This is a genomic window from Psychrobacter nivimaris (assembly GCF_043419765.1).
In the GTDB taxonomy this organism is placed as follows: Bacteria; Pseudomonadota; Gammaproteobacteria; order Pseudomonadales; family Moraxellaceae; genus Psychrobacter.
This window is the reverse complement of sequence record NZ_JBHOFX010000004.1, coordinates 392,384-406,111: the sequence shown is the minus strand read 5'-3', so window position 1 is coordinate 406,111 and position 13,728 is coordinate 392,384. Positions and strand designations below refer to the sequence as shown.

Annotated in this window: 10 protein-coding genes; 5 read left to right on the top strand and 5 right to left on the bottom strand. The window is 41.6% G+C overall.

All coding sequences use genetic code 11. The features are described 5' to 3' along the window. Positions 1-86: 86 nt before the first annotated feature. Together hda and ACHEVO_RS11185 are read right to left on the bottom strand one after the other, a co-directional pair. The gene (gene hda / locus ACHEVO_RS11190; RefSeq protein WP_102093670.1) at positions 87-890 is read right to left on the bottom strand and encodes a DnaA regulatory inactivator Hda; all 804 of its coding nucleotides are present in this window, start codon (positions 888-890) and stop codon (positions 87-89) included. A 328-nt stretch (positions 891-1,218) separates the two neighbouring features. Then, the gene (locus ACHEVO_RS11185) at positions 1,219-2,325 is read right to left on the bottom strand and encodes an AI-2E family transporter (RefSeq protein ID WP_201568870.1); all 1,107 of its coding nucleotides are present in this window, start codon (positions 2,323-2,325) and stop codon (positions 1,219-1,221) included. 519 nt (positions 2,326-2,844) lie between these two features. Here ACHEVO_RS11185 and purM point away from each other — a divergent pair. Together purM and purN are read left to right on the top strand one after the other, a co-directional pair. Next, a complete protein-coding gene (gene purM, locus ACHEVO_RS11180) occupies positions 2,845-3,906 on the top strand; it encodes a phosphoribosylformylglycinamidine cyclo-ligase (RefSeq protein ID WP_296208362.1) in 1,062 nt (353 codons plus the stop codon). Beyond that, positions 3,906-4,598, top strand: a complete 693-nt coding sequence (gene purN / locus ACHEVO_RS11175) for a phosphoribosylglycinamide formyltransferase (RefSeq protein ID WP_296208365.1) — start codon at positions 3,906-3,908, stop codon at positions 4,596-4,598. Before purM ends, purN begins: the two co-directional genes overlap by 1 nt. Before the next feature lie 171 nt (positions 4,599-4,769). On the opposite strand, the gene ACHEVO_RS11170 is transcribed toward purN, so the two are convergent. Continuing rightward, positions 4,770-6,143 (bottom strand): NAD-dependent succinate-semialdehyde dehydrogenase, encoded by a 1,374-nt coding sequence (locus tag ACHEVO_RS11170; RefSeq protein WP_296208367.1) that lies wholly within the window; start codon positions 6,141-6,143, stop codon positions 4,770-4,772. Between the two features lie 403 nt (positions 6,144-6,546). Further along, positions 6,547-7,536, bottom strand: a complete 990-nt coding sequence (locus ACHEVO_RS11165) for a LysR family transcriptional regulator (protein WP_057761159.1) — start codon at positions 7,534-7,536, stop codon at positions 6,547-6,549. A gap of 698 nt (positions 7,537-8,234) precedes the next feature. Here ACHEVO_RS11165 and ACHEVO_RS11160 point away from each other — a divergent pair. Then, positions 8,235-9,821 (top strand): isocitrate lyase, encoded by a 1,587-nt coding sequence (locus ACHEVO_RS11160; RefSeq protein ID WP_101206309.1) that lies wholly within the window; start codon positions 8,235-8,237, stop codon positions 9,819-9,821. Between the two features lie 153 nt (positions 9,822-9,974). Next, positions 9,975-11,561: a CYTH and CHAD domain-containing protein gene (locus ACHEVO_RS11155; RefSeq protein ID WP_394124966.1), complete on the top strand. Its 1,587-nt coding sequence runs from the start codon at positions 9,975-9,977 to the stop codon at positions 11,559-11,561. A 147-nt stretch (positions 11,562-11,708) separates the two neighbouring features. Here ACHEVO_RS11155 and ACHEVO_RS11150 read toward each other — a convergent pair whose 3' ends face one another. Continuing rightward, entirely contained in the window at positions 11,709-12,224 is a 516-nt protein-coding gene (locus ACHEVO_RS11150) for a L,D-transpeptidase family protein (protein ID WP_394124965.1), read from the bottom strand. Positions 12,225-12,364: 140 nt separating this feature from the next. On the opposite strand from ACHEVO_RS11150, the gene ACHEVO_RS11145 reads away from it, so the two are divergent. Then, positions 12,365-13,633, top strand: coding sequence for a hypothetical protein (locus ACHEVO_RS11145; protein WP_394124964.1), 1,269 nt, complete (start codon positions 12,365-12,367; stop codon positions 13,631-13,633). The last annotated feature ends 95 nt before the right edge of the window (positions 13,634-13,728 follow it).

Here is a 13,728-nt window from a genome sequence, read left to right as displayed (position 1 = left end):
AAGTCTTACTGCTAAAAGTCTTACTGCTAAAAGTCTTACTGCTAAAAGTCTTACTGCTAAAAGTCTTACTGCTAAAAGTCTTACTGCTAAAAATCAAGTGGCATCGTATGTTGGTCTTGATCAGGCGTGTCGTTATCCACTTGCGTCTCTTGAGCGATATCCGCCAGCTCCGCGGCTAGCGTCTGCTCATCGATGGTACGCAGAGCATCACTTATGACTGCTTTTGAGATATTACTGCGACCAAGGTTAGAAAACATTGGTTGAATATAATTAAGTACTTCCATCATCGCACCGATACGATGCGGTCCATCAGTTAGTAAGTGATCAATAATTCGATCGTCAAACTGCCATCCGCGCCGACGCAAAATAGACTGTAATAATGCTTGTCTGTCTGCCAAATCATGACCAGTAGGCACTTTAAAGGTCGGTGCCTGTGCCAGACGCGTCATTAAATCTCTTAACTGGAATGGTAAGTCGTCGGCTGGTTTATTAGCGGCAAACAATAACTGGCGTTGCCCTTCTCGGCTACGATTGATCAGGTGAAATAAAGCTTCTTGCCACTGGCTGCTCTGCTCAAGCACTTCCAAATCATCAATGGCGATAAGATCAAAGTTTTCTAACGATGATAGTACGTGAACATCTGTATGAATCAACTCATTAAGGGACAAACAGATAGCCGATTTATCCATTTCGATAAATGACTCGCAAATAGCAGACAGCAAATGGGACTTACCTGTAGCAGGGCTACCAAACAGATATAGTTGACCGATCAGGCCGACATGTAACTGCCGTACTGCATCAATAATCGACATCCAACCGGGACCGGCAAAGTCGCTGAGACTTGCATCATGCTTAATGTCCAGATTGAGACTTAGCTGTGCTTCTGCCATGAATCATCAACTCGTGTTGCGTAGTGCAATGAAAAAATATAATAAAAAAGATAGGTTGCTTTGAGCTGTATTCATTACTATTAATACTAGTCGATACAGCTGTAAGTAATGGCCCTATAGCCTTTGCAGAAATCGGTCAGTCACTTTGTCGAAAACAACGTTAGCAAAACTGGTACCAAAACGGTTGATACTATCAACACTGCGCCTATATATAACATATTTACAAAATGACTGACAAGTCTTTTACCCATTAAGCCTTATCAATCATTGCGTTCCTATCCTAATATTACATATCAATCTTTATCTAGCATGTTCAATAATAAGATAATTATCTTTTTTCAAACAATGCCAGTTGTTTACGACCTTTATAAAAGTCAGTGGTTCGATAATAGCTGTATACATGGCGGAACAGGACGTTTAAGACAGCGGATACTGGTAAGGCGATCAACATACCAACAAAACCTAATAGACTGGCACCTGCCAATACAGCAAATATGACCCACAATGGCGATAGACCAATCTTATCACCTAACAGCAATGGTTGTAGAATATAACCTTCTGCAGCTTGTCCAATCAAGAACGCACCTACGACCAATGACAAATACGTCCAGTCCAATCCGAATTGAAATAGGCAGGCGATAATAGCCGCGATAAAACCAATACCAAATCCTAAATACGGCACAAAACTGGCAATGCCTGCTACCATACCAATGATAAGCCCAAGCTCTAATCCAATGAGCTGTAACTGTACAGCATAAATAGCGCCTAGCAATACCATCACTAGTAATTGCCCTTTGATAAATGCCATCAATGCCAGATCACACTCTTTAGCTATTTCAGTCACTTTTTGGCAGTAAGCACCTGGTATCGCCATTTTCCAGTTATGCAAACGCTGGTCCCAATTAAATAGAAAATAAAAGGTCAAAATAGGCACCAATACAATGAGACCTGCATTATTGATGAAGTTCATACTTGAGGTCAGTATTTGGCTCATCATGGTGCTAGCATCAGCGAACTTATAATTCGTTTGCATATAATCGACGAGAGTATCGGAAAACTCTTTGGACTCTAATTGGGGCAATTTGATACGAGTATTACTATTGAACCACTCTCGTACGACTTGATTGTACCAATTAAATATCTTTGGCAAATAATCCCACGCCGCTTGCAGCTGATGCCACAATGTCGGTACCAACCACCACAATAATAACGCCATCCCCAGAGTAATCGTCGAGTAGACGATAATAATCGCGACCCAGCGCTTGATGTATTTTGATAAGCGCTTGACTAGAGGATTAAATAGGTAAGCCAACATAAAGGCAAAAACGAAGGGTACGATGACGGGCATCATCAAATACAAGAGAAATACAGCCACAACTAATGCCACGACAATAAATAAACGCCGAAAAAAAGGATCTATTGGTTGGTTCATCATGGCAAATAATCCTATAGTTGGACAGGTTTAAAAAAGTGACAGGTTTGAAAAAGTGACAGAGAGTCAGTCAGTGATAGCGATTTCTAAATGATATAACTATAGCCATCACGATGTGTCACTAGGCGAATTGCTTTTTTCTCATTAGTTTTAGCTAGCTAAACTGAGACGTATCAAAGTCCCTAAAAAGCCTGATTCTTAATAAATTTATGTTTCTTAGTTTTTATTCTATCAATCACATTTGAACTTGTATTAAGGCCATTATTGACAATAAATTTAGCGTTCTATTATCGCAGAGTACAACAAAAAATCAGTCATTTTTTGTTTCTTAACGGCTTATTTGCCACTTAATGCAAATCTTAGTCAAATATTGGCAAGTTGCTTTGCGAGTACGGTCTGTTTTTGGGTATAATGCGCGCACTGTCTTTAAACTTTACTTTTGAACTTTATAACGCTGATTTTTGCGTGCTCAATTACTTTACCTTCTAATCCCAATTATCTATCCCCAACTGTGAGATGACTATGAGTGACAAGCCTTCTTTAAGCTACAAAGATGCCGGTGTTGATATCGATGCAGGCGATGCTTTGGTTCAGCGAATCAAGTCCGTTGCAAAAGCCACTACTCGTCCTGAAGTCGTGGGTGGACTTGGCGGTTTTGGTGCGTTATGCCGTATCCCAACAGGTTATACTTCACCATTATTGGTTTCTGGCACTGATGGCGTCGGCACCAAACTAAAATTGGCGCTACAGCTGAACCGTCATGACACGATTGGTATTGACTTGGTCGCGATGTGCGTCAATGATCTATTGGTTTGCGGCGCAGAGCCATTATTCTTCTTAGACTATTATGCAACTGGTAAGCTGGATGTTGATGTAGCGGCGACTGTCGTGACTGGTATTGGTGATGGTTGTAAACTAGCTAACTGTGCGCTCATCGGTGGCGAAACTGCTGAAATGCCAGGCATGTATCAAGATGATGATTACGATCTAGCTGGATTCTGTGTAGGCGTGGTTGAAGAAGCAGAAGTCGTCACTGGTGAAAATGTTGCAGAAGGCGATGTACTGATTGCACTTGCCTCAAGTGGCGCGCACTCAAACGGCTACTCACTGGTTCGTAAAGTCATCGAAGTGAGCGGTGTGGATGTTACAAGTAGCGACGAGCAACTAGACGGTCAGCCTATTCAAGACGCTCTAATGGCTCCTACCCGTATCTATGTAAAAGCAATCAAAGCATTACAAGATACGCTTGGTAGCTCAGCCTTACATGCGATGTCACACATCACAGGTGGTGGTCTAACGGACAACTTACCACGTGTACTACCTGACAATCTAGCGGCTAGCATCGATACCACTAGCTGGCAGTTCTCAGAGCTATTCACTTGGCTACAGACCCAAGGTAATATCGAGCAGAGCGAAATGTACCGTACCTTTAACTGCGGCGTTGGTTTTGTCATCGTTATGCCAAAAGACAAAGCAGAAGCTGCTATTCAGACTTTAACTGATGCAGGCGAGACAGCTTGGCAACTAGGTGAAATGGTCAAACGCAGCACTGATGAACAGGCAGATGCAGTGGTGTACCGTTAATGTCAGTTGATAACGCAAGCCAGCCTATCAAACCATTGCGTATTGCTGTTCTAGTCTCAGGAAGTGGTAGCAACCTGCAAGTGTTAATCAATGCAATGCAAGCAGGCGCACTACCAATTGAAATAGTTGGTGTCATTAGTAACCGTGAAGACGCTTATGCATTGACACGTGCTAAAGATGCCAATATTCCAGTTGCGGTATTGTCACACGTTGCTAAAGGTAAACGTATGGGCATCAAGACGTTTGAAACCCACGCCAACGAGCAGCTAATAGCATGGCAACCTGATTTAATCGTCTTGGCTGGGTTTATGCGTGTACTAAGTGGCTCATTTATCGATAATGTACCAGCGCCCATGATTAATCTTCACCCTTCTCTACTTCCGGTTTATAAGGGTTTAGATACTCACAAACGAGTCATACAAGCGGGTGAACGTTGTCATGGTTGTAGTATTCATAAAGTGACAGCGGAGCTTGATGCAGGTCAGGTATTGACTCAAGCCGTATTAAATGTCGATATCAACGATACAGTAGAGAGCTTACAGTCACGGGTACAGAAACTTGAACATCAGTTGCTACCTTGGACGATTTTACTACTAGCAAAAAATGTATTGCCACTTGAAGCAAATAATACATCATCGCAAATACAAACTTATTTACCTAAGTTGCCTTTGCAATTGCTTATAGACGGATAAAAATCTCGGCTTATTAAGCTGCTTTTAATACCACTTTATATAGCTCAATAAAAAGCCCAGCTACTCATTATGAGCAACTGGGCTTTTTTATTTGATAACTATTTATTATTTACTATCATTTAAAATCGTAACTAGTTATCTATTTAGCTAATTCGTCTAATTAGTTCATTTTTAGAATACATGAACCGCTTTGATGTTGACAAACTCTTTGATACCGAAGCCACCATGCTCACGGCCATAACCTGAATTTTTCACGCCACCAAATGGCAGTGCAGGATTGGCAAGACCATAACCATTGATATAAACCATACCTGTATCAAATTGCTCACGTGCTAGACGAACAGCTTTCTCTTCATCTTTTGAGAAAATTGCACCACCTAGACCATAGCGACTGTCATTAGCGATGCGCATTGCATCGTCTTCATCTTTGGCACGAATCAATGAAGCGACAGGGCCAAATAGTTCGTCATCGTATGCAGGCTGACCTTTTTCAACGTTCTCTAAGATAGTTGCTGGATAGAAGCTACCTTTACCTTCAGGTACTTTACCGCCAACAGCGATCGTTGCACCTTTAGCCACACTTTGCTCTACTTGCTCATGTAGCTGCTCACGTAGATCTGCACGTGCTAATGGACCGATATCTGAGCTATCATCCATTGGGTCACCCGCTTTAGTACCTTCAAATTTCTCAACGATACGTTTACGGAACTCATTATATACGCTATCGACTACGATAAAGCGTTTGGCCGCTACACAAGTTTCACCGTTATTGATTAAACGTGCTTGAGTACAAGTTTCTACAGCAGTTTCGATATCAGCATCTTCTAATACGATAAATGCATCATTTGAACCTAGCTCTAGTACCGCTTTCTTAATTGCTTTCGCTGCTTGCTGACCAACGATCACGCCTGCTTTGTCACTACCTGTCAATGTCACGCCGCGTACTTTGTCATTGCCAATCAATGCTTCTGACTGGTCATGATCAATGATAATCGTACGGAACAAATCACTTGGTAATTCAGACTCGTGAAGAATTTTTTCAATTAATAAACCAGAGCCTGTTACGTTAGATGCGTGTTTTAACAGGATGCTATTACCCGCCATTAGATTTGCAATGGTGTAACGGAATACTTGATACGCTGGGAAGTTCCAAGGCTGCATGCCGTAGATGATACCGATAGGTTGATACGTCACTAGTCCTTTCTTCATGCTTTCGATATCACGTACATCATCAGCCAAAGAAGCAACGCCGTTTTCAGCAGTGTAATCACAGATAGCTTTGCAAAGATCAATCTCTTGCATGCTTTGGCTATACAACTTACCACGCTCTTCAGTCATCAGTTTAGCCAACTCTTCTTTATACTCCATCAGCTTATCACCGATAGATTTGATGACACGGCCGCGCTCTTCGTGACCTACTGTACGCCATTCTAAAAATGCGTTATGTGAAGCGTCGACAATCTTGTTGACTTCATCGTTGCTCATATAATTGTAGTTACTGATTTCTTCGCCCGTGGTTGGGTTAATAGTAGTAATGTCTGACATAGTTACTGTCCTTATTATTCGAATTTATATTTGGGATTTATAGTCGGGTTTATTGCCACTTGTAATTATTTTGCTGTGACAGTTTTAATTATTAAATTTACGTCGATAGCACAATCTATTGGTAGCTCGTTTTCTATCTGCCGTTATCTTAACAAGCTATTTGATGAAGAGTTTTACAATATATTGTGAAGTGTGTTGAAGATGTTAATAGTGTGACTGACTTATTAAGTAAATCTAAATTCAATATATTAACTATTAACCCTTAGGACATAAAAAAACCAGCCTAGTGGCTGGTCTAATAACTATATAGAGTGGGAGCTAAAGAAAAATTTTTTTATTAAAAAATTAAATAATAAGAAACATGTCACTTTAATAGTAGATAAGTTCAACTCACACAAACCAATCAAAACAAATGATTAATGACAGGTATCTCTTGTGGTGGATTTTCTTCTTCAGCAACGACTTGGCGCGCTACATGCATAATTAACTGACGTAACCAGCGATGGGCTGGATGATGCTGCAACAAAGGAGACCATGCCATCGTGAGCTCAAACTCAGGAATAAAAAACGGCGGATCTTCCATCATGATACTGTCATTGTTTGCCTGCATTCTTGCCACACGCGTGGGCAAAGTCGCTATCAAATCTTTATTTGCTGCAAGCATAGCAGGCATTTGATAATGTCGAGTAAAGACACTGATTTGGCGTTTTTGCCCAAGACGCTGCAGGGCCTGATCGATAGACCCTAGTCCACCAGATTTTTCTGGATTGACCCCAAAGCCCACGCCCATCCCTGTTTTAGATACCCAAACGTGCTGTGCTTTAAGGTAGTTTTTCAAATTAAAACGATTGGCATAAGGACTGTCAGAAGATAATAGGCAGCTAAAAGTATCACGCCATACCAGAACCTGATGGAAGCTTTGAGGTATCTCATTAAAACGGTTAATCGCTAAATCAACTCGTCCCTGCTCCATATCTCGGTAAGAGACGTCCGATGGAGTCAAAAAGTCCAAAATAACATTAGGCGCTTCAGAACGTAGCGCTTTCACCAGCTTAGGTACTAAAGTCGCTTCGGCATAATCTGACGTCATGATACGGAACACACGAGAGGTACTATAAGGACGGAATTCAGTACGCGGCTCCAACACTTGGGTCAAATCAGCGAGTATCTCGCGGATACGTGGCTGTAGCTCAAGGGCGCGTTCAGTCGGCGTCATACCCTCAGATGAGCGTACCAATAATGGATCATTAAACAACTTACGCAAACGGCGCAAGATATTACTCATAGCAGGCTGAGTAATCCCAAGCTGCTCGGCTGCGCGAGTGACGTTTTTTTCTCGTAGCAACACATCTAGATGGACTAATAAATTTAAATCAACCCGCTGCAAATTCATATTTGGTTCTCTTGGCTTTTGAATAAACGCCATATTAAGGCTGGCATTTGTAGTGCTGCTACGGTGATTTGTGCGCTGTAACAGCATAATTTCATTATTTTTTACTAATTTCGTTCTAGTTTTTTCTGATAGACCTACATTATAACTCATTCAACCTATCGTAAGACCCTGTTATATAAACATTATATCATACAGAAATACCAAAGATAACTATCATAAATTAGATAAATCTTGGTAAGGTGGTTATAGTGAGTTCTATAAAGGATTTGCAGCATAGAGGACGAACGTTAGATTCATAAGCTGTTTTTATCCGCTTAAATATTGTCGCTAAGTAATATATTAATGGTTTTTATCAGTCGTTAAATACGGTTAATTGACCTCATTATTGTAACATCTCTTGCTACCAATTATGACATCACTGGCTATTAAGTATTCAGATACCTTTTAAACATATAGTGAGAATCGATAAATATTTATAAACCAGCAATTATTTTCAACTGTTGAGTTCAGCAAACTTCTTGTAATAGCCTAGCGGTTTGTTTAGGGTAAATAGAGCTTCGATAGATAAATGATAGACCAAATTTTGAATATTATTTTTTAGTACAAAGGTTTTAGTAAAGCGGATTTTAGTAAAGCGACAGACCCATTATTTTAACAATTAACTTATTTGTTTTTACACCCCACCCAAGGAGACATAGATGTCAACTGCATATAAATCAGCGATCGACTTAGTACGTGAATTAAAGCAAAAGCACGGCAACTGGCAGAACATTAGCGAAGTTGATGCTGCACGTATGATGTCACAAAACCGTTTCAAGACGGGTTTGGATATCGCAAAATATACTGCAAAAATCATGCGTCAAGACATGGAAGATTATGATAATGATACGTCTCAGTACACGCAGTCTTTAGGTGCATGGCATGGTTTTGTTGCACAGCAAACTATGTACGCTAAGAAAAAATATTTCGGTACAACTTCTAAAACTTACATCTACCTTTCAGGTTGGATGGTAGCTGCCCTACGCTCTGAGTTTGGTCCACTACCTGACCAATCTATGCATGAAAAAACGTCAGTACCTAAGCTAATCGAAGAAATCTACACCTTCTTACGTCAAGCAGATGCTAAAGTGTTGAACGACTACTTCCGTGAGCTAAACGCTGCTGAAGAAGCTGGCCAAGACACTTCAGCTATCCTAGAAAAAATCGAAAACTTTGATTCACATGTTGTGCCAATCATCGCTGATATCGATGCAGGTTTCGGTAACGAAGAAGCCACTTACCTATTGACTAAGCAAATGATCGAAGCTGGTGCTTGTGCCATTCAGGTTGAAAACCAAGTATCTGACGCTAAGCAATGTGGTCACCAGGCTGGTAAAGTAACTGTACCGCATGAAGACTTCATCTCTAAGCTAAACGCTATCCGTTATGCATTCCTAGAGCTTGGTGTTGAAGACGGCGTTATCGTTGCTCGTACTGACTCTGAAGGCGCATCACTAACGCAAAAAATTCCAGTATCAAATGAGCCAGGCGATCTTGCTTCTAAATATATCGATTTCATCGAAATGGAAGAAGTAACGCTAGAAAATGCTCAAGAAAATGACAGCCTACTTAAGCACAACGGCAAACTAGTACGCCCAGTTCGTCTACCTAACGGTCTATATCAGTTCCGTGAAGAGACTAACATTGACCGTGTTGTACTTGACTGTGTAACTGCTCTAGAAAACGGCGCTGACCTACTATGGATCGAAACACCGACTCCAGACGTAGAACACATCAAAATGATGGTTGACCGTATTAAAGAACAGCAGCCTAAAGCCAAGCTTGTATACAACAACAGCCCATCATTCAACTGGACACTTAACTTCCGTAAGCAAGTTATCGCTCAGTGGGAAGAAGAAGGCAAAGACATCTCTGCATACAATAAAGATGACTTGATGAGTGCTGATTATGACGGTACTGAACTTGATGCAGCAGCTGACGTAGCCGCTAAGAACTTCCAACGTGATGCGTCACGTGAAGCTGGTGTATTCCATCACTTAATCACGCTACCGACTTACCACACAACTGCTCTTAGCGTTCATGAACTTGCTAAAGGCTACTTCGGTGAAGAAGGTATGCTTGCTTATGCAGCTGGCGTACAGCGTAAAGAAATCCGCGAAGGCATCTCTTGTGTTAAGCACCAAGCAATGGCTGGTTCTGACCTTGGCGATGACCACAAAGAAATCTTCTCTGGTGACAACGCTCTGAAAGCTGGCGGCGGCAAGAACACGATGAACCAGTTCTAATAACCGACAGACTAGCAGTATTTATCAAAAAACCGCTCTACATCATGTAGGGCGGTTTTTTATTGCGGTTTAAATAATCAGAGAATGGTAGACTAATAATTGTTTATCACAACCATCGATCAGAGCCATCAGTCAGAATTATTAGGAGCTAATATGCAAGAGATAGAGCTGAAGTTTTTGGTACCAGAGTCACGGCTAAAGGGTTTAATGCGTCAAACGCACGTTAAATCCTCACAAGTGACGCAACTGGCTGCACATTATTACGATACGCCTGACCAACAGCTTGCACAGGCAGGTATCGGTCTGCGTATTCGCAAAGAAGGTGATACATGGGTTCAAACCATTAAAGCTAGTGGTGATGGTATCGCGGCACGCTTGGAGCACAATGCCGTACTCGATAATGAGCAAGTACAAACGATGCTTGATAATAATGAGCTGATGCCTGATTTAACGATATATAAAGACACTCCAATCGCTGCGGCATTGGCTGACTTTAAACTCAAAAAGCTAGCAAAGACGCTAACACGCCTTTATGTGACTGACGTCGAGCGCACTACGCGGTTGCTAACAGAAAGTAGTGAGGATGAAACCGATAACTGTATCGAAATGGCTTACGATCAGGGAGAAATCATCCATGGTACTGATGACTCGTTACGCAAAGCCCTTCAAGAGATAGAGTTTGAGCTGGTGTCAGGAGATTTAGATTTTCTATTTACGACTGCCAAAACATGGTGCAAGCGCTATAAACTGTGTCTATCTACCGTTACCAAAGCTGAAAACGGTGGCTTACTTATTAACGGACAAAATCACAGTCCAGCAGTCAACGCAAACCTAAGTCAATTGCAAATAGACAAAGACAGCAGCGCACCTGCCTTTATACGTGCGGTCGTACATAATTGCTTATTGCAGATACTACCAAACAGCAGTGCTATCGTCGCTGGCAGTATAGATGACGATCATATTCTACAGTTACGGATTGGTGTTGATCGCTTGCGTACTGTGTTGAAAGCATTTACCGACTTCTCTGATGAAATTAATCCTGAATGGCTGCCGATACTAAAGCAAACTGCGAACTTGCTTAGCGATTACTATCAACTTGCTTATATCAATGCACAGATCGAACCTGAGCTACAAGCATGTGGCGCGCCTGCCGTTGACTGGATAACGGATGTCGAAAATATCAAAATCACACCCATCAATACGCTGCAAGCTAATGACTTTCAGATAACCTTACTAGAGCTGATTGCCTTTACTATGAGCGACCCTAGCATTGAACCTCAGACTGATCAGCTTGCCTGCGATAAGCTAACGAAAGTCCTCTCTAAACAATATAAAAAATGTCTTAAAACCAATAAAAAAGCTGACGAAGTAAGTGTTGCTGAGCTTGTGAGCGATGACGTAGAGGTAAGCACAGACATTGCAGATAATGACCAACCTGAAAGCGAGCTGCTCAATCAGTTAAGAGATTTGCGTTACATCAGTGAGTTTTCTACGCCTTTATTAAGTAAGAAAAAAGCTAAAAAGAAAACCAAATGTTGGCTAAAACGGCTGACAAAAGCGCAAAAAGCGTTAGAACAACTGAACGATGATAATCAACATCAACAGTTTTATGAATTGAAGTCAAAGACAGACGCTAATGCTTTATATGGTGCGGGTTGGTTTACGGCCATACTGACTGATGACCAGAGTCATATTGATGCACGTTTAGCAAAATTTGCGGACAGCTCAACGTTTTGGTAGAAGTAGGAATATTATGTTTATGACGGATACTGCTTTCATAAAGTAAAACTGCCCCATAAAAAAGACAGCTTGTTATATAACAAGCTGTCTTTTTTTATTGTGTTGAAATAGCTCCTGTTAGCGTCATGGCTAAATGTGCAACATGTCCTAATTAGCCACAATCGTAACGGGCATACCCTCTTGTACTTGCTCAAATAATTCTACGATATCTTCATTACGCATACGGATACAGCCATGTGATAGCGGAATACTCATTGGTTCAGTATCTGGTGTGCCGTGAATATAGATATAGCGCTCATAAGTATCGCAACCACCTTGACCATTGCTACCTTTGTTTAACCCTTCTTCAAGACCGCTTAACCAAAGAATACGGCTCAATATCCAGTCACGCTTGGGATGTAGCTCACCAAGATTTGTATCGTATATCTCACCTGTCGGTACACGCCCGACAAATACCGCATTCACAGGCTCACTACCACCTATTTTTTGTTCAATGACATGCCTACCGAGCGGTGTGCAACCGCTATCCTGCTGACTACCAATACCATTCTTTGCAGTGGAAACTACGTATCTCACAACCTCAGTTTGCTGCTGGTACAGCGTCAATGTTTGCTCAGCAATATTAATCACGAGTTGTTTATCAAGGGTCTTATTATTGGTCATAAATGCTTCCGACTATCAGTCATTCATCAGATTACTATCAAGTTTATTAGTAAAATGATTGAAAATTTCTATTATCAAGGGATTGTATCAAGACATTTGGCACCGTAATATAGGGGCACACTTTTTGATGCTAGCAGATTATGACGACTATTTCACCGACACGTGTGTCGATGTATGATTTTTTATATCATGATACCCAGCCTATGCTGTCACTTTTGGCCGATGCAGCACATCTCTCTCTACCGCAAGCTCGCTTAGGGATGGATGCCAGTCTACAAGCCATCGTAAGTGCATTGCTCGCCTATCAGCAGCGTCATCAGGGACAAGCAGTCAGCAAAAAGCTGTTTGGTCGTGGTGCTGTCAAAGAGTTACGACAGTATAACTCAATGAACTTTGCCACCATTAGCGCCACACTCTACCATCGTCACGATGCGGCAGATGCCGTATTTAGTGATAACGCCCGTGTCATAAAGGCAAGCGAACATATCGCTGAGAAGATTGATGCAACGATGCAGCAGGCTCAAACTCTACTCACCTCCTTGTGCGTGATTGTGCTGCGTGAATTGGCTATTCTGACAGAATACAGTCAGCTAGACAGTGATGAGATCAATAAATGGTTTGCGCTACAACCACAGTTTTTATCAGTGGCACGATTTAGCCCAAAGCATACACATACCTCATCTGCTGAGACAGAAAGCAATAGTGACCTGCCCGAATCAACTACTGAAGCTGTTGAAGCGATAGAAAACAACTCAGAGAGTAATGCGGAGCGTACGTTATTAAATGCTGAGCAGCTATCAAGCACTCCACCTCCTTTTGATCCTTACTGGTATGAACTGTCCGGATTCAAACCTGAAAACTATGAACCTGTGCAAGATATGCAAATGGCAACAGGCAATTATCTAAAAGCCATTGGGCGCTCACCTGACAATCTACAGCAGGGTCGTCACAACGATATGCTAGTATTTACGGAGATGCATGCCGTTGCCTTACCACATCAACGTTGGCTGCTTCAATTAGCCAAAATCTCAGATATCTATCTCAGTCGAAATCGACTGCGCGTTAACTCTGAACCAGCCAATCCGCCTAAACCGCCTTTAGTAAGTTTGGGACTAATCGGCGGCAATAACGACAATACACCGACCACCACTAGTGAAAAGCCCATCGAATACGAGGCTTCTACACCACTATGGAAAAACCCTGTCATTCTTATCATCATACTTGTCGTTGGTATCCTTGGTGCACTCGCTACCTTAAAGTACCAATCGCAAAAATCTGACGGTGCGATCCTGGCAACTGAAGAAGTATTAGAACAAGATGCTATTGACGAGCGCCAACAGCAAGATGTGGCCATCGTAATGGTAGACGAAGATGAATCTGACGTTGCAGAGACAGAAAAAGCTGAGTAAAGCGTTTTACTTTTGAAACAAATATTTTCAAAGCAACCGTTTGGCAATCATTTATTAGCCATAAAAAAAGAGACCCTATCAACATAGAGTCTCTT

Excerpts from the sequence above, each read along its gene's own strand:
- hda (WP_102093670.1), bottom strand. The coding sequence starts at position 890 with ATGGCAGAAGCACAGCTAAGTCTCAATCTGGACATTAAGCATGATGCA.
- ACHEVO_RS11185 (WP_201568870.1), bottom strand. The coding sequence starts at position 2,325 with ATGATGAACCAACCAATAGATCCTTTTTTTCGGCGTTTATTTATTGTC.
- purM (WP_296208362.1), top strand. The coding sequence starts at position 2,845 with ATGAGTGACAAGCCTTCTTTAAGCTACAAAGATGCCGGTGTTGATATC.
- purN (WP_296208365.1), top strand. The coding sequence starts at position 3,906 with ATGTCAGTTGATAACGCAAGCCAGCCTATCAAACCATTGCGTATTGCT.
- ACHEVO_RS11170 (WP_296208367.1), bottom strand. The coding sequence starts at position 6,143 with ATGTCAGACATTACTACTATTAACCCAACCACGGGCGAAGAAATCAGT.
- ACHEVO_RS11165 (WP_057761159.1), bottom strand. The coding sequence starts at position 7,536 with ATGAATTTGCAGCGGGTTGATTTAAATTTATTAGTCCATCTAGATGTG.
- ACHEVO_RS11160 (WP_101206309.1), top strand. The coding sequence starts at position 8,235 with ATGTCAACTGCATATAAATCAGCGATCGACTTAGTACGTGAATTAAAG.
- ACHEVO_RS11155 (WP_394124966.1), top strand. The coding sequence starts at position 9,975 with ATGCAAGAGATAGAGCTGAAGTTTTTGGTACCAGAGTCACGGCTAAAG.
- ACHEVO_RS11150 (WP_394124965.1), bottom strand. The coding sequence starts at position 12,224 with ATGACCAATAATAAGACCCTTGATAAACAACTCGTGATTAATATTGCT.
- ACHEVO_RS11145 (WP_394124964.1), top strand. The coding sequence starts at position 12,365 with ATGACGACTATTTCACCGACACGTGTGTCGATGTATGATTTTTTATAT.